At 41.2% G+C, this 26735-nt stretch carries 20 protein-coding genes; 10 read left to right on the forward strand and 10 right to left on the reverse strand.

Features of this window, described 5'->3' with window-relative positions; translation table 11 throughout:
* Positions 1-43: 43 nt before the first annotated feature.
* Positions 44-3184: an efflux RND transporter permease subunit gene (locus QUE46_RS16300; RefSeq protein ID WP_286245627.1), complete on the reverse strand. Its 3141-nt coding sequence runs from the start codon at positions 3182-3184 to the stop codon at positions 44-46.
* Between the two features lie 11 nt (positions 3185-3195).
* Positions 3196-4380 (reverse strand): efflux RND transporter periplasmic adaptor subunit, encoded by a 1185-nt coding sequence (locus QUE46_RS16305; protein ID WP_286245628.1) that lies wholly within the window; start codon positions 4378-4380, stop codon positions 3196-3198.
* A 290-nt stretch (positions 4381-4670) separates the two neighbouring features.
* On the opposite strand from QUE46_RS16305, the gene QUE46_RS16310 reads away from it, so the two are divergent.
* The gene (locus QUE46_RS16310) at positions 4671-7181 is read left to right on the forward strand and encodes a zinc-dependent metalloprotease (protein ID WP_286245629.1); all 2511 of its coding nucleotides are present in this window, start codon (positions 4671-4673) and stop codon (positions 7179-7181) included.
* Positions 7182-7230: 49 nt separating this feature from the next.
* Here the strand turns inward: QUE46_RS16310 and QUE46_RS16315 are convergent, their stop codons facing one another.
* From QUE46_RS16315 to QUE46_RS16330, 4 genes are all read right to left on the reverse strand, one after another.
* The gene (locus QUE46_RS16315) at positions 7231-8019 is read right to left on the reverse strand and encodes a PhzF family phenazine biosynthesis protein (protein WP_286245630.1); all 789 of its coding nucleotides are present in this window, start codon (positions 8017-8019) and stop codon (positions 7231-7233) included.
* Between the two features lie 20 nt (positions 8020-8039).
* The gene (locus tag QUE46_RS16320; RefSeq protein ID WP_286245631.1) at positions 8040-8513 is read right to left on the reverse strand and encodes a pilin; all 474 of its coding nucleotides are present in this window, start codon (positions 8511-8513) and stop codon (positions 8040-8042) included.
* Positions 8510-9334, reverse strand: coding sequence for a hypothetical protein (locus QUE46_RS16325; RefSeq protein ID WP_286245632.1), 825 nt, complete (start codon positions 9332-9334; stop codon positions 8510-8512). Before QUE46_RS16325 ends, QUE46_RS16320 begins: the two co-directional genes overlap by 4 nt.
* A 71-nt stretch (positions 9335-9405) precedes the next feature.
* The gene (locus QUE46_RS16330) at positions 9406-10020 is read right to left on the reverse strand and encodes a PQ-loop domain-containing transporter (protein WP_286245633.1); all 615 of its coding nucleotides are present in this window, start codon (positions 10018-10020) and stop codon (positions 9406-9408) included.
* Between the two features lie 286 nt (positions 10021-10306).
* Here QUE46_RS16330 and QUE46_RS16335 point away from each other — a divergent pair, with 286 nt between their 5' ends.
* Both QUE46_RS16335 and QUE46_RS16340 read left to right on the forward strand, forming a co-directional pair.
* Positions 10307-11440, forward strand: coding sequence for a PepSY domain-containing protein (locus QUE46_RS16335; protein WP_286245634.1), 1134 nt, complete (start codon positions 10307-10309; stop codon positions 11438-11440).
* 48 nt (positions 11441-11488) lie between these two features.
* Entirely contained in the window at positions 11489-12634 is a 1146-nt protein-coding gene (locus tag QUE46_RS16340) for a lipopolysaccharide assembly protein LapB (protein WP_286245635.1), read from the forward strand.
* A gap of 67 nt (positions 12635-12701) precedes the next feature.
* Here the strand turns inward: QUE46_RS16340 and QUE46_RS16345 are convergent, their stop codons facing one another.
* The 4 genes from QUE46_RS16345 to QUE46_RS16360 form a co-directional block, all read right to left on the reverse strand.
* A complete protein-coding gene (locus QUE46_RS16345) occupies positions 12702-15521 on the reverse strand; it encodes a hypothetical protein (protein ID WP_286245636.1) in 2820 nt (939 codons plus the stop codon).
* A 413-nt stretch (positions 15522-15934) separates the two neighbouring features.
* Positions 15935-17479: a PH domain-containing protein gene (locus QUE46_RS16350; RefSeq protein ID WP_286245637.1), complete on the reverse strand. Its 1545-nt coding sequence runs from the start codon at positions 17477-17479 to the stop codon at positions 15935-15937.
* Positions 17472-18005 carry a PH domain-containing protein gene (locus QUE46_RS16355; protein WP_286245638.1) on the reverse strand — a complete coding sequence of 178 codons (534 nt, stop codon included), beginning with the start codon at positions 18003-18005 and terminating at the stop codon, positions 17472-17474. The genes QUE46_RS16350 and QUE46_RS16355 overlap by 8 nt, the downstream gene beginning before the upstream one ends.
* A 31-nt stretch (positions 18006-18036) precedes the next feature.
* Positions 18037-18888 carry a D-hexose-6-phosphate mutarotase gene (locus QUE46_RS16360; RefSeq protein ID WP_286245639.1) on the reverse strand — a complete coding sequence of 284 codons (852 nt, stop codon included), beginning with the start codon at positions 18886-18888 and terminating at the stop codon, positions 18037-18039.
* A 422-nt stretch (positions 18889-19310) separates the two neighbouring features.
* Between QUE46_RS16360 and QUE46_RS16365 the strand changes: the two genes are divergently transcribed.
* From QUE46_RS16365 to QUE46_RS16395, 7 genes are all read left to right on the forward strand, one after another.
* Positions 19311-19793 carry a MarR family winged helix-turn-helix transcriptional regulator gene (locus tag QUE46_RS16365; protein WP_004586011.1) on the forward strand — a complete coding sequence of 161 codons (483 nt, stop codon included), beginning with the start codon at positions 19311-19313 and terminating at the stop codon, positions 19791-19793.
* Between the two features lie 101 nt (positions 19794-19894).
* Positions 19895-21214 carry a carbohydrate porin gene (locus QUE46_RS16370; protein WP_286245640.1) on the forward strand — a complete coding sequence of 440 codons (1320 nt, stop codon included), beginning with the start codon at positions 19895-19897 and terminating at the stop codon, positions 21212-21214.
* A 128-nt stretch (positions 21215-21342) separates the two neighbouring features.
* Positions 21343-21741, forward strand: a complete 399-nt coding sequence (locus QUE46_RS16375; protein WP_055015526.1) for a YbaN family protein — start codon at positions 21343-21345, stop codon at positions 21739-21741.
* A 124-nt stretch (positions 21742-21865) separates the two neighbouring features.
* A complete protein-coding gene (locus QUE46_RS16380) occupies positions 21866-22498 on the forward strand; it encodes a PepSY-associated TM helix domain-containing protein (RefSeq protein ID WP_286245641.1) in 633 nt (210 codons plus the stop codon).
* Entirely contained in the window at positions 22498-23007 is a 510-nt protein-coding gene (locus QUE46_RS16385; RefSeq protein ID WP_004586015.1) for a DUF2271 domain-containing protein, read from the forward strand. Before QUE46_RS16380 ends, QUE46_RS16385 begins: the two co-directional genes overlap by 1 nt.
* A 34-nt stretch (positions 23008-23041) precedes the next feature.
* Entirely contained in the window at positions 23042-23887 is an 846-nt protein-coding gene (locus QUE46_RS16390) for a DUF4198 domain-containing protein (RefSeq protein WP_286245642.1), read from the forward strand.
* Between the two features lie 280 nt (positions 23888-24167).
* Complete coding sequence (locus tag QUE46_RS16395) at positions 24168-26696, forward strand: TonB-dependent receptor plug domain-containing protein (protein WP_374761385.1); 2529 nt, start codon at positions 24168-24170, stop codon at positions 26694-26696.
* The last annotated feature ends 39 nt before the right edge of the window (positions 26697-26735 follow it).

Here is a 26735-nt window from a genome sequence, read left to right on the forward strand (position 1 = left end):
CACGCCCTAAAAAGCCAACTCGCTAGAGTTGGCTTTAAGTAGTTTAAGATGTTTGATTTATAGGTGTTTTTCGCCTAAAAATTTTTCGAAAAACCGTTTTAAACACGTTACCAATATCGCCTAAAATTATGTATAAACACGGCACCAATATAAGGGTAATTAGTGTTGCAAACATAACGGCAAAGCCTAGCGCTACTGCCATAGGGATTACAAACTTAGCTTGTAAGCTGGTTTCAAACATAATAGGCAGTACCCCTGCAAAGGTGGTAATTGAGGTTAGTAATATTGCCCTAAAGCGCGCACAACCAGCCTCTATCACCGCGTTTTTAACGCTTACACCTTCTCGGCGTACTTGGTTTACGTAATCGGTCATTACCAGCGAGTCGTTTATAACTACGCCGGCCGCGGCGATTAAACCAAAACCCGACATTAAGCTAATGTCTAAATCAAACCAAAAGTGACCCCAAATAGCCCCCGTTAAACTAAACGGAATAACCGACATAACAATAAGTGGCTGGGCGTAACTTTTAAGTGGTACAGCAAGCAATATATAAACTAAAATCATGCCACCTACAAAAAACAGCAGCTGCTCATTAGCTTGTGCTTGTTGCTCTTCTATTGCGCCACCAAGTTCTGATTTAACACTTGGGTATTCCTCTTTAAGTTGTGGTAATAAGTTTTCTTTTACTTGCGAAACAACTTCGCCAGGCTCTATAACTTCTTCATCAATACTGCCGTATACATAAACCGTACGATAACCACCCTCACGGCGAATATAACTAATACCCGGCGTTTCGGTTAGCTCAACTACATCACCTAAAAGCACTTCACGCCCTTGCGGTGTGGTTACCACTGTGTGTTTTAGCGATGAAAACGCTTCGCGAGTCAGTTTAGGGTAACGTACCATTACTCTTACTTCTTCGCCGTTACGTATTACACGCTGCGCTTCGCCACCATAAAAACTGGCTCCCACTTGGTTTGCAATGTTAGCAAGGTCGAGTCCTAAATCGTAAGCCACAGGTTTTAAGCTCATTTGCACCTCTTTACTAGCAGGGTCAATGGTAGAGCTTATATCAAACAAGCCTTTTTGTTGCTGCAATAGCTGAATAAAACGACGCCCGGCAGCGTTAAGTGTTTCTATGTCTGATCCAAATAATAAGTAGCCAAACTCACCTTCTCCGGTGCCGCCACCGCCGCCAACATCATCTTCAATAGTGAGTGATTTAATACCAGCAATGGTTGGCATGGCTTCTCGCCAGCGGCGCGAAAGCTCAAACGCGTTATAAGGGCGTAAGTCTTCATCAACCAACGGCGCAAGTAACTGAGACTCGGTTCTGCCTTGGTTAAATACCAGTACATCACGAATTATTTTTTGGCCAAATTCACGCTCTGTTTCTTCATCAACTCTTAACACCATGGCTTCTACTTCACGAATAGCTGCAATAGTTTGTAAATCAGACACATTGTCGTTCATTTCTATATGAATTTGCGGAAAATCATGTGGCACTTTTGGAGTAGGTACAGTGCGTACTTTATTTGATGTGATCAGCGCAATACTTATAAAAAACATAGCAATAAAGCCAAACAATACTGTCCAGCGCCAGTCTACACAACGCGATATAAAACGCTTATAAGGGCCATTTACAAAACCAAAAAAGCGCGTATTAAACCTATCGCGCCAGCCACCTTTTTTAATAGGTGAAAAGTGCGTGTGGGCAATATGCGCCGGTAAAATAAGTTTTGACTCAACTAAGCTAAATACTAAACACAGTATTACTACTACAGCAATCGCGTAAAAAAAGGCACTTTCTGGCCCACTCGATAGTGTAAATGGGGCAAACACTGCAATAGTTGTTAATACACCAAATGTAGCAGGGGTTGCTACACGGTTTGCACCACGGACAACATTCTCAACTCCGCCTCCGCTTTTTTCTACCTCAGTATAAGCGGCTTCTCCTATTACTATGGCGTCATCAACCACAATCCCGAGCACCATAATAAATGCAAACAACGAAATTATATTAATGCTTATACCAAATAACGGCATTAGCATCATTGCCCCTAAAAAGCACACCGGTAAGCCAATCATTACCCAAAGCGCTAATTTAAAGCGCAAGAATAACGAAAGCATAATAGCGACTAATATTGCCCCTTGAAACAAGTTAGCTTTCATCATATCAAGGCGCGCATTTAGGTAGTACGTCATGTCCATTAATGGCTCTAACCTAACACCCGGTGGTAGCTGGGTATTCTTTTGCTCAATAAAGGCTTTAACCGACTCAGCAACCGGAATCATGTTTTGATCTTGCGTAGCCTTTACCGACATATACACTGCGTTTTCGCCATTAAACTTAAAATAGCGCTCGCCTTCAGTAAATTGGTCCTTAATAACGGCAATGTCTTGAAGCAACACTTTAGCGCCGTATTCACCTATTTTTACCGGAATTTGTCTAAACTCATCACCAGAGTAATACTGGTTTTCAACCCGAACAGAAATAACCCCCGCATCGGTTGTTAATTGCCCCGCCGAAAAATTAGCAGAGTAATTACGCACAGCGTTCATTACATCGCTCAGGGTTAAATTATATTGGCGCAACGTATCTGGGTCGATTTCGATGGCAATTTCATCAAGCGGCACATCGTTTTCTACCAACGACACGTTTGATAGCTGTAATAGCTCATCTTCAATTTGATTGGCAATGGGTTTGAGTTCTGTCAGCGGCAAATCGGCAACTAAGGTCATCCCTATAACGTCTTGCCTAAACTCAATCTGACTTATGGTGACCGGTTCCATACCCGCAGGAAAGGTTGCAATACCATCAACACGCAGCTTTACCTTATCAAGTACATCGGTAAGCTCTGCATCGGTGTTAATTTCAAGGCTTGCTCTACCGCCATTTCTAAAGGCGCGGTACACGCCCTTTTTAATTTCGGTCACATCCTTTAGTGATTCTTCAATTTTTATAAGAATGCTTTCTTCAATTTCTTGTGGTGAGGCACCGGGGTAATTTGCCTCAACATTAATGTAGTTAATTTCTACATTAGGAAACATTTGGCGCTGAATGGTAAGGTAGCTAATAATCCCCATAATGATGATAAAAACCATCATTAAGTTTGCTGCAACAGAGTTGTTAGCAAAGTAAGCTATTAACCCTGTTTGTTTTTTTTCAATTGATTCACTCATTAATTTACACCTTACAACTGTTGCGCATCAGCGCTACTTTCGGTGTTTGTATTAGCGTTACTCGGCTCGCCCATGCCAGCCACTTTAACTTGCATGCCCTTTTGTGGGTACTCTGGTAACGTGGTAACCAACTTATCATCGGCGTTCAGCCCGCTGCTAATATAAAAGTACTCGCCTTCTTCTCTCACTACGGTTACTTTGCGCGGCTCAAGCTCTTGGTTTTCGTTAACTATCCACACTGTTTGGTTATTAACTAATGATTGCGGTAAACGGTAAATATTATTAAGCATAGCGCCTGCAAAATTAACCTGTACGTAGCTGCCAAATTTAATTGCCGGTTGCTGTGTTTTTAAGCCGTATGGGTCTTCAATACGTACCACTAAGCTGCTCATGCGCGTCGCGTTATCTACAATACCTAGGTCACGGTCAATCACGCCTTCACGTGTAAAACTGTTTAACCCTTTTTGAATAATAGTGGCCTTAATGCCCTTAATTCGCTCCGGTAAAAATACGCTATCAAAACCAGCAATAGGAATAATAACCTCTGCTGTTTCTATATTATTTAAATCAGCCACTTGTGCACCCATAGCCACAAACTGGCCAACGCCTACATTACGGCTCACTACTAACGCATCGTATGGGGCTTTTATATCGCAGTTTTCTAAATCGCGTTGTGCTCTTTTTAATGCGGCTTGCGCCGACTTAACCGCTGCTTGGGCGCTTAACACCTGCGGTTTACGTAAAAATAAGTCTGTACGTGCTTTATTCGGAAAACGCTTTGCTTCGTCTTCGGCTACTTTTGCCTGCGCTTGCTCTTCAATTAAAGCAGCTTTGGCACGCGCTAAATCGGCTTCGGCAACTAAAACGGCTGCTTCGTAGTTATCTTTTTCAATACTAATCAGTGTATCGCCACGAGAAACCACGCCACCGGCTACAAAGCTAGGATGCCAGCTAACCACTTCGCCCGACACCTGCGCCGCCAACTGTGTGTTTTCTAATGGTTTTATTTCGCCGTAGCTGTTTATTATTACTTGGTGATTATTAGCTTCTACAGGCTCAACTTGCACGGTGGGTCGTGTATCTACTGCTGTTTTATTTTGATCTTCTTGTGCAATAGCGTTTATTCCCATAAAGCCCACTACACCAATGGCTAATGCTACAAATGGGAACACCCATCTCAGTGAATTTGATTGCATATCCTAATTACCTCATATTTCTACTAACACTATAATAACAGAGCGCAATAAAACATTAACCTGACATTTGTAAGCAACTGTTACAAATCAAATTGGGCACTGAATTTAGCTGTGTACCCGTTAACAAACACCTGCTACTCATCGCATTTATTATATTTTGTTACAAACTTTTACTATTTAAAATCAACAAATTACAAGTTTAGGCTATTATTTCATCGAGAACATGTGCGAACAGTTTTTAATTTACGTACAGTCACCCTTAATAAATAACAGCGAAAAAGATTATTACAATGAAATTAACAACCCTTGCGCTAACACTGAGTATAGCGCTAAGCGGCCACGCAGTGGCTGATGATAAAAAAGAAGACAAAAAAGTAAAAACCCTGAGCGAAATGGTCGAAGGGCAAACCGAATTTTCAGGTATTTTTAATTTATACCAAGACCAAAAAACCGGTGAGCACTTAATGGTGATCACCGAATCGCAGCTTAATACCCCTTTTGTATACTTTGCCCATACAGTCGACGGTGTCACTGATGCTGGGCATTATCGCGGTGCCTATAGAGAAACTAAGCTTATTGAGTTTAGAAAATACTTTGACCGCATTGATATAGTAAGCAAAACACCTCGCTATAAATTTGATCAAAACAGTGCCATTGCCAAAGCAAGCAATGCCAATATTAGTGAAGCCGTTTTAGCCAGTATTAAAATAGAAAAAGAAGAAGAAGGTAAAATAGCCTTTAAGGTTAACAAGCTATTTTTAAGTGAGGCGCTACACAAGGTATCGCCAACACCAAACCCAGCCGATAAAAACGCTAAAAAACGCTTTAAAGTAGGTAAATTAAATACTAAAAAGTCGCGCATTGTTAAGCAGCGCCCCTACCCAAACAACTTAGATATAGTCGTTGATTACGTATTTAGTAATGCCAGTCCCACCGTGCGTGGTACAAGTGCCGTAAGCGACCCGCGCAATGTCTCTGTAAAGGTGCAGCACTCTTTTGTTGCATTACCAAAAAACGACTATAAACCACGTAAAGATGACGCGCGCATAGGCTATTTCACTAATCAATTTGATCTAATGACCTCGACCGACTGGGCGCCCTATGAGGATGTTATTAAGCGCTGGGATCTACAAAAGAAAAACCCCAATGCTGAACTTTCTGAGCCAGTAAAACCAATTACCTGGTGGATAGAAAACACCACTCCGGTAGAGTGGCGCGACACGATTCGCGATGCCGTACTTACCTGGAATAGCGCTTTTGAAAAAGCCGGTTTTAAAAACGCACTAGAAGTTAAAATACAGCCCGACGATGCAACGTGGGATGCTGGCGATATTAACTACAACGTACTACGTTGGACATCATCGCCAAAACCGCCCTTTGGTGGCTACGGGCCGGCTCTTGCTAACCCGTTAACAGGCGAAATACTTGGCTCAGACATTATGCTTGAGTTTGTGTTTATGAAAAACCGCTGGATTTACGATACGCTTTACACACAAGGCACTATGAGCCACGGCGAACACTTACATACAAGTAGCGATTTAAATTGCTCACTAGGTCATGAAATTCAACAAAATCTATTACTTGCTAAAGGCTTAGCAACAGGTGCCTCGATTGATGACAATGAAATGATTCGCCAAGGTTTAACTCAGCTAATTCTTCATGAAGTAGGCCACACACTAGGCTTAAACCACAATATGAAATCGTCTATTTTGTGGGATGAAAAAGAGGTTCATGATAAAGCTAAAACCCAAGGCATAGTCACAGGCTCAGTGATGGATTATGCACCCGCTAACATCGCGCCAATAGGTGTGCAGCAAGGTGATATTTTTCAAACTAAGCCAGGCCCTTACGATGATTGGGCTATTAACTACGGTTACAGCACAGCCCTTAAAGATGAAGCCGCAGAGCGCGCACGTCTTGATAAAATACTTGCCCGCTCGAGCGAACACGCGCTTGCCTTTGGTAACGATGCCGACGACATGCGCGCGCCAGGTCGCCATATAGACCCACGCGTAATGATAGGCGATTTATCATCAAACCCAGCAGCCTATGGTGCCGATCGCATGGCGCTCATTAATAAGTTATTTACTGAGTTAAAAGATAAAGCCACAGTAAGAGGTGAGTCTTACCAACAGCTAGTTACCTCGGCAAATAGTTTATTTGGCCAGTACCGCTCACAAGCAGGCATTGTTTCTCGCCAAATTGGGGGCGTGTATGTTGAACGCGCCGTAGTCGGCGATACAAACGCCGAAAAACCCTTTACACCTGTGCCACTTGAGCGCCAAACACAAGCCATGGAAATACTTGCTAAATATGTATTTGCGCCAGACGTACTCACTAGTATGCAACCACTGTATAACTATTTACAGCAACAGCGCCGTGGCTTTAACCATTATGGTAAAAATGAAGACCCGAAAGCGCACAAAATGATTTTAGGCATGCAAAAAACAGTACTTGCGCAATTGCTGCACCCGGCTGTTATGCTGCGTATTTCAGATACCGCACTGTACGGTAATGAATATAGCTTAACGCAATTTATGGACGACCTAACTGCCAGTATTTTTGTTGATAGCAAAGAGAGCACGTCTATTAGCCATAATCTACAAATAGAGTATGTAAATCAGCTTATTGCTATTGCAGGCCTGGGCAAAGCTAGTAAGCACGACAATTTGGCAAAAACTGCCGCGCTCTATCAGCTAACACAAATAGCTGATACAAGCGTAGGATGGGGAGCCGATACAGCAACTAAAGCGCATAAAAAGTATATTGATCACTTAATTGCTAAAGCGTTAGAAGCTTAATTAACTAAATCAAACAGGCCACGTAATACGTGGCCTTCTTAATGCTTATTTATAAATAAATTGTGCCTTTTAAATACCGCACAGCGTTACCGGTTAACGTGACTGTATCCTCGCCTACTTCACATTGTATAAAACCACCACGGCTTGAAGCCTGATACGCGTTTAATTTATTTTTACCTAATTGCTGCGCCCAGTAAGGGGCAAGGCCAGTGTGAATAGAACCCGTAACAAAATCTTCTTCGCCGCCACTTGCTGGCCAAAAATAACGAGACACAATATCGTACTCAGCAGAACTCGCAGTAGCGACCACATCAAGTGGATATAAGGTTTTCAATAAATCAGACTGAGTAGTTAAATCATGAATTTGCTGTGCATTTTCGTATATAGCAAAATATGCTTGGCGATTTTTAAGTACCTTTACTGGTTGTATAGACAACCCTTTGAGCAGCGCTTCTGGTATAGCTTGCACTTCATCCGGCGCTTGCTTAGGAAAGGTCATAGTAAAACTACCATCGCTATTTTTATTAACCATAAGCTCCCCTACAGCCGCAGCGTTAAAGCGCACTTGGCTAAGATTGTGTTGTTCGCATAAAACATACGCAGCAGCGAGCGTAGCGTGGCCACAAAAATCTATTTCCATTAATGGCGAAAACCACCGTATTGCAAAACTGCCGTCTGCCTGAGGGCAAGTAAATGCAGTTTCAGACACATTATTTTCAGCGCCAATATTGAGCATTAACTCATCACTCAGCCATGACTCAAGCGGGATCACGGCCGCGTAATTGCCTTTAAATAACTCGCTTGTAAATGCATCAATTTGATGAATGGTGAGTTGCATAGGTTAACCCCCTAAATTAGTTATAAACAGGCCGAAGGTAATACATCTTTAGGTACGCTTGTTTTGTTTTCGCCAACCGCTTGCATCCCTACAACGGGTTCATCAAAACCGCACAACCATGCAATAGGGCTTGTGGGACTATTAGTAACGACTGCTGGCCTAAATGTTAAAACTGTATTTTGCAAAAGCTGCGAGGCCTTATTCCCCAAGCTAATGTTAATTGCACCGTTTTCTATAGAAATACCTGTCACTCGATTTCCTATTAAATATTTACTTTCAGGCACATTTGCTTGTTTATTATTCTTAGGAAACTCTCTGTTTTCAATGTAATACGTAGTTACGTCTTCTCTAATTACTGCGGCCATAGCAAGCGGATCAACAAGTTCAGCTTTTTGCATATATTTACTGTATTGCGGTAAAGCAACGGCCGCCAAAATACCAATAATAGAAATCACCACCATCAATTCAATTAGCGTAAATCCTTTTGCCTTCATAACACTTCCCCTAGCATAAAAATTGGTTGATAAGCCGCTTTAACAAATAAGTAAATAGACACAATAATGACTAAACCATACAGAATAACCAGCTTATTAATAAAGCCTTTAGCCTGCAAATTAAATTGTTGGAACTGCTGCAGAAGTAACACTTTAAACTCTTCATGAGTTTCTAAACCTAACGCATCACACTTAGCCAAGTGCTTAGTTTCGGCTATTGAAGCGTTTTCATCCTCTTTGAAATTTACCGCAAAGTTAAGCGCTATCATTAGTCGATCGTATTTCTTAATTAAACTGCGGGGAAGTAAAGCTTTTGATAAACCAGTAAAAGGCTGCGAGTCGGTTAAAGCGCATGCATTTTTAATTTTAAAAATTACTATAAAAATAATGCTTTGCAGTAAAACCAATAGAATAATTGGCACATACCAATAAGAAAAGTAATTACCTAAAGTATGCGCAGAAGAAGCCATATGATTGCTATATATCTCTACAAATGTAGGAACTACAAAAGACTGATATAAAAGCGAAGAAAAAACATAAATAAGAAAAACAGCAGTTAAATAGCTAAAAATGCCTTTTTGCTCAAATTTATACCCGCTAACTAGCTGCGGTACACATTGATAATGCATGGCTTGTTTTTGCAAAAAATCAGCATCTTGCAGAGCAAATTTTGCTGCAAGGATATTGGCTAATTTACTGTCTGCATATTTATTAGCATAAACGGTTAAATACGATTGTGTGGTTAACTCTTCTTTTTGTGCGCCACTTAATGTTTTAGAACTATAGACACGGCAAATGTAGCCAAACTGATTCCAATTCATACTTTATCCTTTTATTTGATAAAGTAACTTGCCACATATTTAGCACAATATAAATAGAAGACGATTGTTTTTTAAGCCATTGCTGGGCGCATTTTATAATATTGCATACACGCAAATTGCACGGCATTTGTAAGTAGCAACATAACAAACATTAAAATATGCGAGGTGCTAGGCATAACACTGCTTAGCTCTACAAATAAACCACACATGCCTGCTACAAACTGCAAACTAAAGTAACGGGCGCTTAAATTGCTAATATTGCCACTGCGCAAGGTTTTATATGTTTGCGGCATAACCCGCAATGAGCTCATTACCAGCCCCACGTATGTAAGTGCATTGAGTACCGATGAGGTTTCTAGGCTTTTATTTAGCAGCAATAAAAAAGGCAATAACGAAAAGCCAAGCATAGCTACAAGCTGTATACGTTCAGCTTTTGCGGCGTTATAGCGTGCAAAGTAATATAAAATTAAGCCACTTAATGCCCCGGTTACAAAAAATGGTAGAGCAATAAAGTAGCGTTCAAAATAAATATTGTAAGTAATAAAGTAGAGGCTTTGCGCTAAACCAAAAGTCATCATTAATAGTGATAACCCCGACACACTGCGATTCTTTCTAATTTTGCTCAATAGCGGTAAAAAGCTAAAAACTAAAATAAAAGCCGACAAAATAGGTAGATAGTGCGCCAAAACAACCTCGCTCGTTACTTAAATGTTAATATAAAACCCGCCTGAAACAATAAATAAACATATGTTTTTAAAAGGGTTTTAAAGTGAGCGCGCATTGTAATGATGAATATATTTTACTCAACAAATTAGCGTAAACCTATATTAGGCACTGGCAAGATAGCTGTACAAAAACCGTTACTTTAATTGAACACTAAAGCAATTATTGTGTATTCATCGCACAACTATGAAATAAAACTGATAATTGTTATCATACGCAGGTCTGTGGCAATTACACAAAAAATAAACTATGAGAAAAACACTTTTTAAAATTCACAGCTGGGTAGCCCTTATAGCGCTTATTCCGCTGCTTGTTATCAGTATAACTGGTAGCGTTTTGGTATTTAAAAGCGAGATTGACGGCTTATTAATGCCAGACAGTCACTTTGTTGTACAACAACAAGCCAACCGCTTACCTATTGATACACTTATAGAAAAAACGCAAAAAGCCTACCCTGAGTACGTGGTAGGTAGCTGGGAAATATTTAACGATGATACGGCTGATCGGGTTTATTTAATTAAACGCGGTACAGAGGACTGGTATAAATTCCATTTAGATCAATACACAGGCAATATTCTTTCGGAGCCAGTAGGCACCAGCCATTACTTTACCGACTGGTTTTTAGACTTACATTACACCTTTTTACTTAACGATTTAAAAAGCTTACCAGGGCAAACTGGCACTGTTTTAGGGTTCTTTTTTGCGGTGTTTTTTTTAGTACTTGGGATTACAGGTCTTATTATTTATCGTAAGTTTTGGCAGCGGTTATTTAGTGTACGCTGGCGTGCCACACTGCAAATAGTGCTTAGCGACATTCATAAAATGACCGGTGTAATTGGCTCGCCAATTATTATAATTTTAGCCATCACTGGCGGCTACTTTAACGGCGCTGTGTGGTATCACGAAGTAATAGAACACGCAGAAGAAGAGCACTTTGTATTAACTAAAAATTTATACAATGAAGAGATTTCTTTTCAGCACGTACTTGATGACAGCCAAAAGCAAATACCCACCTTTAATGGTACGTTTTTAGTCATGCCGCTTGAGCCAGACGAAAACATAACGCTATTTGGTGAAGTTGATACCAGCAACCCGCTTGCCAGTGAATATGCCAATACCGTTACTTACAACAAGCTAACGGGCGAGCATATGGCTAACTGGGACATTCGCGAAGTGGGTGTAGGTTGGCAAGTAATTGATAGCTTTAGAAAACTACACTTTGGTTATTTTGCAGGGCTCATTAGTAAAATAATTTGGTGTGTTATTGGTTTAAGCCCTGTTTGGCTAGGCGGTACTGGCTTTTATTTATGGTTTACTCGCCGTAAGCGTAAAAAACAGTCTCAAAAAAACCGCTTAAGTAAACATCGCACTGCAAGTGCTTGATTAAAAAATCACCTCACTGTAATGTTAAAAATCACAGTGAGGTGATATATGAAATATCTAGTTTTTACACTTAGCCTTTTTTTAGCTGCCTGTAATAGCACGCCGCCTGCAGCACCAATTAAAAAGGTGCAGCTAACACACGTAATTAACCACTCTCTTTTTGAGCAGGTTAAAACACCTAACGAGCACAGCATTTTTGAGCTCCCAAAGCCCGAAAAAGAAAAGTTTTTAGCATACGCGCATAAACGCTTAAATGAAGTTCGCGCTGATGAGATTATTTTTAACTACCTAGAAAACCAACTTACCAACTTTAAGTACCACGGCGATACACTAACATCAAAACAAGTTATTGAACGCGCACAAGGCAACTGTATTAGTTTAGCTGTATTAACACAAAGCTACGCCACGCTTTTAGGCCTCGATACCAGCTTTCAAGAAATGACCAGCGAACCTGTGTATGCCAAAGAAGGTAATTTAGTCTACATCGCCAATCACTTTAGAACCAAAGTTTATGCGCCAAAAGAAGAAACAGATGATAACTATATTGTATTTATCCGCCCTGGCACGTTAATAGACTACTTTCCCACACGTGGCAGCTTTTATTCAGGTAGTGCGACGTATAACGATTTACTCAGTAAGTTTTATAGTAACTTAGCCGCAGCGGCATTAGCCAAAAACAATCTCAATAAGGCTTACTCTTTAATTATGCAAGCTAACCGCTTTACCCCAAACGATACAGAGCTTTTTAATATAGCCGGCGTGTTGCACCGCCGTGCAGGCGATTTAAAAAGCGCTCACATAATTTACCAAACCGCGCTTGATAGAAACGATATAAGTATAAATTTAATTAATAATTATCGAATATTAGCAAAAGAGTTGGGGGATAAAACACTAGAAAATCGCCTAACAAGCCAGCTTGTTGATAAAGAAAAAGACCCCTACGAGCTACTCGTTATTGCTAAAAATAACGTACATCAGGGCAAAATAACTCAAGCTAAAAAACAACTTGAACTCGCTATTGCAAAAGCCCCTTATATATCGGAGCTTTATTTAGAGCTGGCTAAAATTCGCTACCAACAAGGTAACACAGCGCAAACACAAAGCTTGCTTGAAAAAGCCATTCAGTATGAGCGCAATAAAGAAAGGCTAAACGTATATCAAGCTAAGCTTGCGTCGCTAAACAAGCACAATTAACCACCAACACTTTAAATTAGTTTAAACACAGCTTTTACTAATGCACTTATTACATAAAGCAATTTACTTAAAGCGAGTAGTAAAAGCTAAACCAGCCGCGCATTTCATCCTCAAAGCTATCGCCCTCTACGCGCGATAACCCCATATTGAAGGTTAAATCGTTCACACCGGCTGGGCCTAAACCAAAGCTAAAATTGCCTTGATACTTTAAGCCATAACTTTGTGCGTATACCGCATCATCTACTTGGTGCTGTTTGTAATAAAGCCACGGCATGCCTTCTTTAAAGCTAAAACCGCCGCCATAACCCATGTAGCGTTCAGCAGTGGTGCTATAAAATGGCAGCTCTGATGAAAGCACAAACTCACTATTTTGATGCTCGCTAATTAGGCTTGAGCTAAATCCGCCTAGCGCTAAGCTGCTATTGTCGCGCTGCTTTTGAGTAAAATTAATATAAAGCGGCACATCAAACGCTTTACCAAATACGTTGGCCGCTAAATCGTAGCCATGCCAATTATTGTTTTTACTGCTGCCATCGTAATACAGGGCATTAACACTTTGCCCTATCGCAAATGCTTGGCGGTCGTACTGCCAGCTTTGGGTAATGCCTATACGCGCCCATTTATTATAGTCTTGCTTATAATCGGTATAGTTAAAGGCAAGCTCTGGCGTTAGGCTAAACGCCGCGTATTTAATAGGGTAACTTAAGGCTGCAAAACCACCTCGTGCAGATAGATCTGCATTTTCGCTCGCTTGGTATTGCTTTGCGGTATTTAAATCATAATCAAATACACTCAATTTAAGCTTAACTGGCAATGCATTGTATTTTGCCTGGGCGTACCCACCGTACAAAGCATCATCATTTAAATCAACACTGTAGCCCGCTTGAAGGTCTAACTGCTTTAGTAAGTCACTGCTTTTAATATTGATATTTAAAGCACTTGTAGCGGCTGAGTTATACTGTGCGCCTAGCGCTAAACTTCCATGCTGATCAAGCACATCGTAGCTGCTTTGTTTACCTACATTTTCGCTATATATTTTTGCTTTAGGCAACGTGTACTGATCCACCAAAAGCAGTGGCGCACTATTATCCAGTGCTAAATCAGTAATTATTTCGCCCTCTGCTGTACTCGGTAACTGCTTTACATTAGGCCCATCAGCAGTAATAGATAAATAAAGTAATGCCCCGTCGCTTGTTTCTAGCGGGTGAGCAACGGCTTCTTGGCCCTGGGTAAGTTTAGTTAATGTGCTACTAGCAATATGGTAGCTATAAATATCAGTTGATCCTTTTAAGCCGGCTACAAAGTAAATTTTTTCACCGTTTTTGCTAAAGCTGGGTTGGCTTAGGTATTGATACCCGTTTGGCATAGGCACGGCTTGGCGAGTATTATTGGTAATATCTTGTATATACAATTGCCAATTCTCATTTAAATTGGCTGATACATAAGCTAATTGGGTTTCATCAGGGCTTAAAGTTGGGTAGTCGTAGGCTGTTTTTAAGCTTTTTGTAAATAAAGGGGTCATGGTTTGCGTGGTTAAATCTACTTTTACTAACTCTGAGTAACCACCGCGTACTTGCTCGGCGTAAAGGGTTTCGCCATTACTTGTAACAGTAAAACGACGTAAGCCAGCAAGTTTAGTTAACTGCTCAACGTTTCCGGTTTCGGTGTTATAACTAAAAATATCAGACACCTTGTTATAAATACCCGTCTCTTCACGTGTATAAGCATTAAAATAAAGCGTGTTGTTATTTACCCATTGTGGATTAGCAATACCTGCTCGGTTAATTTGATTTAAAACGTGTTTTTGCTCACGCTTAAATACGCTCGGGGCGTTATCGGGTATATCCAATGCATCGTTTTCTAATAGCGCTTTTTGTGCTTTTGTAAATTCATCTTCAGCTTTAGTATTATCCTGCGTGCTATAAATAATAAGCTTGGTTTTTTTATCTTTATCGCGCTCAACAATCGCAAGCTTACTGCCATCTTTTGAAAGTGCAGGGTTGCTTGCATATAAGTTAAGCTTTAACCACAGCTCGCTGTTAAGCGCAGGTTCTGACTGCTCTTTTGCCATTGCTTTATAGGTATATTGCGCAATAAAGCGGCCATATAACTTAGCCGCACTTTGGCCAAATATCCCAGTAAAGGCCTCGTTAAAATCGCGCTTTTTAACTGCCTGCATACGTGTCCAAACGGCATCAAGCATTTGCGCTGAATACGTTTGCTCTAGCCAATATAAAAACCGGCTGCCCATTAAATACGCCATAGAGCCTGCCATAAAACCGCCCTCTGTGGCGCTTAGTTGGCTATAGCTAGGCAGTGCCCCTTGCTGAGCAAACTCAATTAGCATAGCTTCGGTGTAATTATCAAATAGCCGCCCTCGGCCCGTCATTTTTGACTCAAGTAAGGTTGCATAACCTTCGGCTACCCAGCGCGGCATATCACTGTAAGTTAAGTCGTAAATATCCCACACACTGCGTATTTTTTGCTGCCACGTATTGCGCGTTGGCTGCGCTAAATGCACTAAGTGAATATATTCGTGTAATATGAGTAATTGCTGCCAACCACTAATATTAGAAATAACCGTATCTGATTGCGGGGGCGTGGTAAAAAGCGCCATTAAAGGATTATTAGAAGTAGGTAAAGCAAAGCCGTTAGGCGCATTTAGGGGATCAAACACCACTACATCAACTATTTTATCGAGCGCTCGGTTTTGCTGCTCAAGCACTTTACTGCGCACTATTTCTAGCTCGGCCGCTGTCGATTTAGCATAATCGGCATTTTCGATGCTGTAATGCACATTAAAGTGCTCGGTATGAATAGTTTGCCAATCAGCAGCTAAGGTCGGTGTGGCTAATAGCAAAGAGGCAGCAATGAGTGATCTTTTCATAATAATCCTTTAAATGGTTGATACCACTTAGAGTATTATTAAACCAGCTAATGTTGCAGTAAAAAAATGTAACAAAGCTTATGAAAGTGTATATTTTATAAGCTTTAAATTAAGCAACACCTTGATTATATGAGGTATTTATAACGCCGTTAACGCTTTACTTGGCAACCTGAAAAGGCTAAATATTTAATACCAATCCGCAATAATATTTAATCATTTTCAGGGGCTAAACGTGTCGCTATCTGCGTTAAAAATGCTCATTTACGACTGCATGGATGCAGAAGGTAGAGCAATGCAGGAGCCATTGCCGAGAACAGCTAAATAGCGAATTTTTTGCCTGGCTATCAACACGTTTATCCACCCTCAAAATAGATCACTTAATTGTGCAAGTTGGTATAAATCGATTGGTATAACTACATCCAGCTACGCTCAGTTGACTCTGCCTGATAAAGCGCAAAATCAATTATATAATCAGCATCTTGCTGCTTTATATAGGGCATAAAGGCAAACCCTGATGCAAGTTGTATATACAGGCTTTTAAGCCCTGCGCGGCGCATAAAGTAGGTACTAATACTGCGTGCACTTTGTGCTTTATACAACTCAAACACACGGTAATGCACACCTATCAGGCCTTTGCGTACTACCATGTAAAAACGGCCGTTGTCTTCATGCAAATAATAACCATAACGCTGATAAGCAAGTGTTACTAATCCCGCTAAAATCAGCAATACCCCCAAGCTAAACCAAAGATTAAAGCTACCTAAATAGCACCCTAGCAACACAAAAGCGCTTGGAATTAACGCATAAAAACTCAAATTTTTATAAAGTAGAGCACGCTCTGCGCCGTTAAACTGCAGTTTTTTGCTATTAAACCACGGATAAATCCATTGGCATACGCTATCTACCTGATCGCTATTTAAAACGGGTAATACTAAGGTTTGTTTATTTTTTTTAGCAGCCACGCCCGCCGCTATACCGCCGCTACTTGCTTGCAAGCACTCAACGGTAAAACGCTTTAGTAACCGCCCCATTAGGTTTTGTTTTATAACTATAGATTGCACCTTATCCATACTCATAGAAAGCTGATGGCGCTCTAATAAGCCAGCAATACGTTTAAATTTTTGGCCTTTAAAGTAAAGCTCAAAGTTATAAAAACGAATAAGCGACATGCCTACCGACAACATCACCGCCAATAAAACGAGTAAGGCAATAAGCGTGATCATGGCAAAGGTTGCAGCACTGGCCAGTAGGCCAAGCTCTTGCTGATAAAAACCCTCTACCTTAGCAATAATTTGCTGCTCTAAAAAATCAACTAATACATTTATAAAAGGCGCAATAGCAGCCATTGCTAATATAGCCATGTTCGACATTAAGCCAAATTTAGCAATTTCTTTATTACTGATTCGTAGGCTATTTTCCGCTTCAAAATGCTCGCTTGAGGTGGTTTGCTCGTCAGGTTGCTGCTGCGCTTTAAAGGCAAAAATTTGTTTACGCATTTGCTGTGCATAGGCTTTGGTAACACCTGGCAATACCGCCTCTTGAGTTACGCTGCCTGCGGCATCAAAAATACAATTAACCAAATTAACGGGGGTAAAATAAAAGGGCTCAGCAATATTTACGTTTTGCACGCGCGAAAATTTTAACGTTAGCCGCTCTTTTTTAAACACTCCTTTGTTAAGCAAAATTTCGTGATCGTCGCTAATGCAAAATTTAAAATTTATGTAATATAAAATTGAATATATTAGCAGTACCACTAACGCAATAGCACCTGCTACTTGCGCCCAAAACAACTTGTTTTCTACTTGTGTAACAAACACCACAAGCATGGGTAGTAGGTTTAAAAGCCCGTCTTTTACAAAGCGCACGCTAAAATACACCACAAAATACAACACCGCCCAAGGCGACACTTTTTGCCAATGTAGTGAGCTACTTTGCTCCTCGCTAATGCTATTATTCATTGGCTAATTCAACCTGCGCGGGTATGCCGTCTTGACGATAATTTTGCACAAATTGGCGTATATTTTTACACTGCTCGTGAGTTAAGCCACTTATTTGTAAATCAGCACTGACCCCGCCGGCACTAAATAACTTTAAACTGGCTAACTTTAGTTTTCGCTCAATGGGGCCTTGGTGAATTTCCATATGCTGGACACGCGCGAGGGGTAAAATAGTTATTTGCTGCCAAATAACCCCTTTTTTAAACGCAATATCGTGATTGCGCAGCGCAAAGCCCTGCAGCTTAATACTCACGGCGTTATAAAGCATTGAAAACAATATTAAAATAGGCACGCCTATCAGCAAGTAAGTTTGTGCTTTGTTAGCAAACGCTTCGTTAAAGTAACAAACAGCAAACAGTACCGCGCAAAAAGGAATGTAAAACGCCAGCCAATTAAGTTGCACGTGTAGTAACGCTTTATCGGCCAAGGGGTTGAGCTGTATTTCGCTATGTTTTGGTAAATCCATTACTTGCTGATTATTAAACACGATTTTAAGTACCTTTCCTATTTACTGGCTGTTAAGCCCAGCTGATCGTAGTAACTAACGTATGGCTTTGTTTAGGCTCTAATGTCACGTTATCTTCTAACACATTGGCGGCTTCTAAACACACCATGCTTAGGTATTCTTCGTCAGCAAAATTAGATAAACGCTTAGATTTTTCTATCCATGGGTTCCACAGCACACACGAGCTTGAGTTCTCACGGCTCACATTAATAATGCCTTCAGGGGTATGAATGTGCTGCAGTAACGCGGCCTGTGTGTACACCATATCGGTTTCGCGGGTAAAGTTAACTAGTTCGTTTTGAGCAAAAGGCCCTTCGCCAAATTCAATATATTGCGCGCCTTGCAAACCATCAACAACCGTATTTTTAATATCAGAGGTAGGAAAGTAAGTATGCAGCGCTTGAGTATAACTAAATGTAGTGTTACTTAAATTAGTGGTTGTTAATCGCACTTGTAGTTTATCAGTTAAAACAAACTCAACCTTTACAGCCGATTGATGTGGCCAGTACGTGGTATTTACCAACTTCATTGGTAACTTTAAGCTAATTGTTATTTGTTCGTCACTTTCGTGCACTTCGTCAGCTTGCCATAAACTAGTACGTGCAATGCCATGTGCTGGCCAATTTGGGTTTTCATGGTTACCAAACCAAGGCCAACAAATAGGAATACCACCGCGAATGCTCACCCCCTCTTGAAACGTCTCGTTTTTAGACACCCAAATAAGTGGTTTGTTATTTTTTGGAATAAACTCGGTAATTTGCCCGCCTTGCAAAAATATTTTTGCATCACACTTTGAGCTCGCTACATTTATAAACTCTAGGCCGGTTTCGCTTTGTTCAATGCTAACTGATGGCGATAATTTCATGTTTTTCCCTACAATACTGATATTAAAGATTTTTAACATGTGCATATAAACAATAATGCATGTGTAAAGTATACGCTATACTCTTTTCAGGGTGCATAATTTGTTCATTGGCGATTAATACATACACAGCTAACTTACAAACAATTACTAATTAGCAACAGCTGTTATGAATAATACTAAAGTCTACACCATAAGACTTGCCAATTATTCTCAACATACGTAGTGTGCGCACCACAATGCAAACAATATGCTAATAACATTTAATAAATTCTAAACAAAATTAAACTATTTTAGTTTCTGCTCAAACTAATAAAAACCAATGAGCATGGGCTAAAGCTTAATTTATTATTTGAATTCAATTTATTTGATGTGTAACATTTCGCGATTACGGCACACCTTTGGCCCATCGACGAGATAAGCAAATGCAAAAATATGACGAATTATTAGTTTCTTTACGTAAAGTAATCCGCGCGATTGACTTACATTCTAAGCAGCTAAATAAAACATCAGGTTTAACAGGCCCACAATTGCTTATAATGCAAGAAGTAGCGCACACCGATGGAATAACGGCAAGCCGTATAGCTCAGAATGTTAACTTAAGCCCGGCTACTGTTACTAATATTCTTGATAGAATAGAAAGCAGAAACCTTGTAACACGCGTTCGTAGTCAAATGGATAAACGCCGAGTGAGCTTATACCTCACCGAGCAAGGGAAAGAGTTACTAGAAAAAGCACCTCAGCCACTGCAAGAACACTTTATTGAAAAGTTTTCTGCACTTGCAGAGTGGGAGCAAAGTTTGTTGCTTTCATCTATGCAGCGCGTTGCAGCAATGATGGATGCTGATAAGTTAGACGCATCACCTCTGTTAGAGGTAGGCGCGTTAACTCAAACACCAAATAAATAAAAAATAAAAAAAATAAATTTAAATTAGTTCTTACATCATTCGTAAGGGGCTTTTGAGCACCTTGAATTTTTTATTTTTTAATCAAAATCTGAGCATCAACAATGACTAAACTCTCAAAATTAACGCTAGCACTTATGCTTGGCGGTGCAGCAAGCACAGCTCACGCAGCCGATCTCGACACACTACAAAGCCAATTAAAGCAACTAAAGCAACAAATGCAATTGCTTGAGCAACAGCTTGCTGATGAAAAGTCAAAGCAAAGCCAAATCAACAAGCAACACGAGCAACAAGTTGCCGAAATCAGTAAAAAGGCCGACAACAAAGAAGTTGTTGTTGCACAAGCTGCGCCTGAACAAGAAGACGAAGGCATTAAAATTGGCGGTGCCGTACGCTTTAACTACAGTACTAATTCATACGATGAAGACACGCAAGACCGTGGCGGCGATTTAGACTTTGAAGTATTTCGCCTTAATCTATCGGGCGAAATTAGCGATATTTCTGTAAATGGTGATTTTCGTTTTTACGATTACATGACCATTGTTAAGTATGCATACTTAGGTTACGAGTTTACAGATGGCTGGGAAGCGCAAGCCGGTATTGCACCTGTACCGTTTGGTAACGGCCCATACAACTCACACAGCTATTTTTTTAGCACTAACTACTATGTTGGCCTAGAAGACGACTTTGATTTAGGTGTAACAGTAAACCGCAAACTTAAAGACAACTGGAAACTAGATCTGGGCTTTTTCAAAAATGATGAAGTAGGTGGTGTTGATGGCAGCTCAGAAGTTAACGAACGTTACTCTTTCGATATTGTAGGCAGCCGTGCAACAACCGAAGGCACATACGACGCCCCAGGTTCTCGCCTTGGTGAATACAACACCTTTGCTGGTCGTACAGTGTATCAAATTGAGCATGGCGAAAACGCTAAAACCGATATTGGCGTATCACTACTAAGCGGTGGTTTGCACGACGGTAACGACCGTGCGGGTAACTACGGCGCGTGGGCGTTTCATGTAAATAGCCAAATTAATAACTGGAATATTCAATTTCAGCACGGCGAATACGACTACGACCTAGACGACAACAGCAACCGCTTTGTAGTTGGCGCATTTGATTACTACGATACCGTATCAAGCGAAGCCACAATGACTAACTTTAACGTAGCATACGACCTATCGGTTGATTTAGGCCCAGTAACAGACGTGCAGTTTTACAACGATTACGGCATTATTTACGACAAGTCTGACGACAGTGCAGATACATGGATGAACGTAACCGGCATGAGCGTATCGGCCGGTGCATTATTTACGTACTTTGACTTTATTCAAGCGCGTAACCAACCATTTATTGGCGGAACAATTATTGGTGATGGCGACACAGAACGTCGCTTTAACATCAACGTAGGTTACTACTTCTAAATAACTAAAGCATAATTAGTATTTTAAAAGGGCAAACTAAGTTTGCCCTTTTTTGCATTTATAGGGTTCGATTTTATAATTATTTGGCCTACAATCCTAACTAACAACCATTACTTAAAAGAGCCTAAGTGAATATAAAAGCAGTATTTATTTGTTATAAAAACTTATGGCTTAAAGCACTGGGGTTACTGTTAGTGGCCCTTGGCATTATTGGTATTGTGCTGCCCGTTATGCCTACCACCATTTTTTTTATTTTAGCGCTTACCTGCTTTACTCGCTCTTCCCCTGCACTTGAACACTGGCTACTTAACCACCCTCGCTACGGCGTTACCTTACAACAATGGCAAGCGCATAAAGTGGTGCCTGTAAAAGCAAAATGCTACGCCGCGATTGGTATGTTAATTGGCTTTGTGTTTTTGCTTTACTCGAGCGCCCCTGTTTGGGTAATTTACCTTGTTGGTGTAATTGAAATAGCCGTTATGATTTACCTAATTTTAAGGCCCTCACACCCGCCTAGCGCTAAATAACCGCGCTTTTTGCGTACACTCACTATTTTGCCAATAACTTTTTAATGTAAAGTTAAGTAAGTAAATTTGTAATAGTTAATGCAAATGATTATCATATTGTAACTTTAACTTAATTACTGTTTTTATGGCGTTTATTAATAAGCGGGCTTTGTACAGCACAAGCCGCGCGCTCCATATTTATATTTCTACAGCTTTGTTTTTTTTGCTTATTTTATTTTGTGTTAGCGGCATTGTTCTCAACCATGTTGACTGGCTTAAAAATGATAAAAATAATGGGCAAATAACTGCGGCTATACCAGCAGAATTAGTTACTAAAGCTAATACCCAACTAGATACATTACCCACCCTCTATCCAGACATAGAAGCCTTTCTTGCTGAGCAATATGCGTTAACTAAAGTTAAAAGTATTGAGTGGGAAAAAGAAGACGCGCTGGTAATGCTGGACTACCCCCTACCCGCCGGCTTTGCTTACGCAGAGCTTGATTTTACAACCGGCGAGCTAAATTTAGATTACCAAACCGGTGGTTTTTTAAGCCTGATTGGCGATTTACACAAGGGCCGTCACAGCGGTGAAGTATGGAGCTGGGTAATTGATATTTCAGCGGTGTTGATGATTATTTTTTCCATCACCGGCATGATAATTTTATTTCAAAACAGAAAAAAACGTAACCTTGGCGTATGGATAACACTACTCGGCGTAGCCACGCCTTTGGTTATTTACCTATGTTGGGTGCCACAAATTAAAGGAGTGTCTTAATGTTAAAAGTAAGTACGGTACTAAGTGCAGCACTATTAATGGTTGCCGCATTATTTCAAACAACGGCGCAGGCACAAACGCCACAGCTAGAGATTGAATTAACCCTACCCGATCTAGACGTACAACCTTACCACCGCCCATACGTAGCTGTTTGGCTAGAAACGCCAAAGCGTAAACACGTAACGACGCTTGCGCTATGGGTTCAAAAAGCAGAATGGTTTAAAGATTTGCGCCAATGGTGGCGTAAAGCGGGTAAAACCGACATTAACTTTGACGGCATAAGCGGTGCAACTAAGCGTGCGGGTACTTACACCATAGATTGGCAAGGTAAAGATTTAGACGGCAATGCCGTAAAACCTGGCAAATACCTTTTAAACATTGAGGTTGTCCGTGAAGAAGGCGGCCGTGATTACAGCCGCGTAGAGCTTGATTTATCGCAAGCAGGAAAAGTGACCATTGAAGGTAAAAAAGAATTTTCAACCAGTTTTGTCACCGTAAGCACTAAGTAGCTGCTACTTAATCATTTGAATTTAAGGAAATACAATGAAAATTAATTTATTAAAAACGGCTCTAATTGGCGCTCTTAGCTTATCGGCGCTGGTATCTACATCGGCAAGTGCACATGGGCGTTGGCTATTACCTTCGCACACGTCATTATCTGGTGACAAAGCGCACTACGTAATGATTGACGCGAGTATTTCTAACGAAATATTTGCACCCGACAAAGCCTTTAAACCAAAAGAAAAAGGCGCAGAGTACGACGACACACTATTAATGGCCCTTGCACCAAACGGTGAAGAAGTACCTGAGACCATTCGTGCTTATTACCTAAAGCGTAAAAGCTCTGCGGCGGTGAGCCTAAAAGAAGAAGGTACTTACCACATTGCCATGACGCAAAAGCCAATGTACATGACCTTCTACAAAAACGAAGAAGGCAAGCGCAAACGCGTATTTGGTAAAAAGTCAGAAGCTAAATTACCAAGCAATGCCAAAGATGTAACCACAACTAAGGTTATTTCTACAGTAGATACATTTGTAAGCCGTAACGGTACTTCTAAGCCTGCACAACTTGGTTTAGGCCTTGAGCTTAGCGGCCCAACGCATCCAAACGATTTATTTGTTGGCGAGCAAGCGCGTTTTCAATTACTACAAGATGGCAAGCCAGCAGGCGAAGGCATTGAAGTAAGCATTTTAAAAGGCGATACACGCTACCGTAACGAACGTGGCGAAGTAAAAGTAACAACCGACAAAAACGGCATGTTTAGCACAACCTGGAAAGAGCCAGGCCTATACCTAATCGAAACCTCTAACAAAGTTAAAGTAAACGAAGAAGGCGTAGATGCCGGTCGTTATGCTTTATTCACAACGTTAGAAGTAGCGCCTGAATAATTTTTTCACGCAATTTACACAATAAATTAAGGCCAAGTTTTTAACTTGGCCTTTTTGTTTTTTCAAAAAAACCTACAACTTACCTTGAATTCGTAACCATTCGACACAAGATTGCAACTCGAGCGATCTAAACGTCTATAGCGGGCGTAAACTGTCACTTTAGTTGTTAACAACTTAGAATAACTTAGACAGTTTTTATCTTTGCACACAGGTAGTGCCTTCTATATTATGCGCTCCTTTGAAAAATCAATAGTTAGCAGCCCTTAAGGGAATCAACATCATGTTAAAGCAATTATCAGCCAAAAAAGTAGCACTTAGCCTGGCCGTTACCTCTGCGCTTGGCGCGTCTTATTCTCCTGCATTTGCTGCAGAACAAGACACTCAAGCACAAGAAAGTATTGAAGTGATTTCGGTTACCGGTACCCGCAGAAGCCTGCGCAGTATTGCCGAAAGTACCGTACCTGTAGATATTATTACCAGTGGTGATATGCAAAGCACAGGTCAGCTAGAAATTAGCCAAATACTGGCCAACCAAGTACCTAGCTTTAACTACCCAAGCGCCACCATGGGTGATGGTACAGACCACGCTAAACCTGCTGTATTACGTGGTTTAGCACCCGATCACACCCTAGTGCTTATTAATGGCAAACGTCGCCACGCTGGCGCGCTATTAAACTTAGCGGGTGTTGTTGGCCGTGGTTCTACCGCTGTTGACTTAAACATGATCCCAACCTCAGCCATTAAACGCGTAGAAGTACTACGTGATGGCGCAGCAGCGCAGTACGGCTCAGACGCCATTGCCGGTGTAATTAACATTGTACTTAAAGATGCCTCAGAAGGCGGCAGTGTAAGCGTAACCTACGGCGAGTACGACACCCAAATGGCAGGTGTACCACAGCTAGAAAGCACCTACGCAGATGCCGATGGCAACCTTGCCTTTAATACCGGCGCCGACCGCGAAGTAAACGACGGCGCAAGTCGTACAATTAGCGCAAACTCAGGATTTGAGCTTTTAGATAACGGCTTTGTAAACGTATCTATTGAGTACCGCGATAACGACTCTACACAGCGCTCAGGCTTTGACCCGCGCGAGCAATACGACCGCCTAGAAGATGGCAGCCTAGACCCACGCGAATTTACCATCGACCGTTATAACCACCGTTTTGGTAAAGCAGAACTTGAAGACTACGCACTGTTTTACAACATGGGTTACGATTTTGATAACGGCTACAACCTTTACTCGTTTGGTAGCTACTCAAAACGCGAAGGTAACTCAGGTGGTTTTTACCGCCGTGCAAAAGATAGCCGCAACGTGTTAGAAGTGTACCCTGACGGCTTTTTACCGCAAATTGAAACCGACGTACAAGATTACTCATTTGCCCTAGGCCTACAAGGCGAAACTGGCCAGTGGACATGGGATGTAAGTACCAACTACGGCCGAAACGACTTTGGCTTTGGCGTTGTAAATAGTATTAATACATCACTAGGTGCCGACAGCCCAACCGAATTTGACAACGGTGCATTGGTTTATGATCAATTTTTAGTTAACGCCACAGCAAATACCACCCTTGATTTTGGCTTACCTGATGACGTATTTTTCACTGTAGGTGCAGAGTACCGCCACGAAAGCTACAAAATTGAGCAAGGCGAAGAAGCCTCTTACATTACTGCCCTTGATAGCGACGGTAACCCAATTGCAGCCGGTGGCGCACAAGTATTAGCGGGTTTTGGCCCTGAAAGCGTAACCGATGAGAGCCGCCATAACGTAGCCGTGTTTGTTGAGTTTGATACTTACCTAACAGAAGATTGGAACTTAGTTTTAGCGGGTCGATACGAAGATTACACCGACTTTGGCGATACGTTTACATCTAAACTTGCCTCGCGTTACAGCATTAACGAAAACCTATCGCTACGTGGTGCAATTAGCACAGGTTTCCGTGCGCCATCACTTGCGCAAAGCTCGTACCGTCAAATTTCTACCGTACTTGAGAACAACCAACCGTTTGAAGTAGGTTTATTCCCTACCGATTCAGCAGCAGCGCAAGCCCTTGGTGCAGAGCAACTTGATGCAGAAGAATCTGTAAACGTAACAGCGGGCTTTATGTACACACAAGGCAGCTTTAGCCTAACTGTAGATGCCTACCGCATTGATATTGATGACCGTATTGTATTGTCTGAAAACCTTGAGGGCGATGCCGTAGTAGAAATACTGCAAAATGCCGGCGAGCTAAATACAGAAAGCGTACGTTACTTTACTAACGCTATCGACTCGCGCACACAAGGTGTTGATATTGTTGCTACCTATAACTTAGATTTAAGCGATTTAGGTGACTTACGCTTAAACGTAGCGGCTAACTTTAACGATACCGAAGTAACGCACGTAGACGACAACCCAAGCGAGTTAAACTCACTAGGCGATGACTACGTGGTATTTGCACGCCGCGAAGTAGGCCGATTTGAAGAAGGCACGCCAGATAGCAAATGGAACCTATCAGCAGTGTGGAACTTTAACGAATGGCAAACCACTCTTCGTGCAACACGCTACGGTGAAGTGGCTGATATTTCAACCACAGCCGATCGCGATGAGTACATAGACCCTAAATGGATCACCGACCTAGAAGTTGCCTACCGCCCAGACGAATACTGGAAATTTGCAGTAGGTGCAAACAACTTGTTCGATCAGTACCCACAAGCAACGGTAGATAACATTGGTTACTCTGACTTTGGCCAAATATTCCCGTACACGCCATATGCACCGTACGGATTAGACGGGCGTTTCCTATACGGTAACATTACTTACAGCTTTTAATAATTAACCTAAAAGCAAATACTTAAAAAGGATGCCATG

The organism is Pseudoalteromonas sp. MM1, assembly GCF_030296835.1.
In the GTDB taxonomy this organism is placed as follows: domain Bacteria; phylum Pseudomonadota; class Gammaproteobacteria; order Enterobacterales; family Alteromonadaceae; genus Pseudoalteromonas.

Bases quoted from the DNA above. Each gene is read 5' to 3' on its own strand.
- QUE46_RS16300 (WP_286245627.1), bottom strand. From the start codon at position 3,184: ATGAGTGAATCAATTGAAAAAAAACAAACAGGGTTAATAGCTTACTTT.
- QUE46_RS16305 (WP_286245628.1), bottom strand. From the start codon at position 4,380: ATGCAATCAAATTCACTGAGATGGGTGTTCCCATTTGTAGCATTAGCC.
- QUE46_RS16310 (WP_286245629.1), top strand. From the start codon at position 4,671: ATGAAATTAACAACCCTTGCGCTAACACTGAGTATAGCGCTAAGCGGC.
- QUE46_RS16315 (WP_286245630.1), bottom strand. From the start codon at position 8,019: ATGCAACTCACCATTCATCAAATTGATGCATTTACAAGCGAGTTATTT.
- QUE46_RS16320 (WP_286245631.1), bottom strand. From the start codon at position 8,513: ATGAAGGCAAAAGGATTTACGCTAATTGAATTGATGGTGGTGATTTCT.
- QUE46_RS16325 (WP_286245632.1), bottom strand. From the start codon at position 9,334: ATGAATTGGAATCAGTTTGGCTACATTTGCCGTGTCTATAGTTCTAAA.
- QUE46_RS16335 (WP_286245634.1), top strand. From the start codon at position 10,307: ATGAGAAAAACACTTTTTAAAATTCACAGCTGGGTAGCCCTTATAGCG.
- QUE46_RS16340 (WP_286245635.1), top strand. From the start codon at position 11,489: ATGAAATATCTAGTTTTTACACTTAGCCTTTTTTTAGCTGCCTGTAAT.
- QUE46_RS16345 (WP_286245636.1), bottom strand. From the start codon at position 15,521: ATGAAAAGATCACTCATTGCTGCCTCTTTGCTATTAGCCACACCGACC.
- QUE46_RS16350 (WP_286245637.1), bottom strand. From the start codon at position 17,479: ATGAATAATAGCATTAGCGAGGAGCAAAGTAGCTCACTACATTGGCAA.
- QUE46_RS16360 (WP_286245639.1), bottom strand. From the start codon at position 18,888: ATGAAATTATCGCCATCAGTTAGCATTGAACAAAGCGAAACCGGCCTA.
- QUE46_RS16365 (WP_004586011.1), top strand. From the start codon at position 19,311: ATGCAAAAATATGACGAATTATTAGTTTCTTTACGTAAAGTAATCCGC.
- QUE46_RS16370 (WP_286245640.1), top strand. From the start codon at position 19,895: ATGACTAAACTCTCAAAATTAACGCTAGCACTTATGCTTGGCGGTGCA.
- QUE46_RS16380 (WP_286245641.1), top strand. From the start codon at position 21,866: ATGGCGTTTATTAATAAGCGGGCTTTGTACAGCACAAGCCGCGCGCTC.
- QUE46_RS16385 (WP_004586015.1), top strand. From the start codon at position 22,498: ATGTTAAAAGTAAGTACGGTACTAAGTGCAGCACTATTAATGGTTGCC.
- QUE46_RS16390 (WP_286245642.1), top strand. From the start codon at position 23,042: ATGAAAATTAATTTATTAAAAACGGCTCTAATTGGCGCTCTTAGCTTA.
- QUE46_RS16395 (WP_374761385.1), top strand. From the start codon at position 24,168: ATGTTAAAGCAATTATCAGCCAAAAAAGTAGCACTTAGCCTGGCCGTT.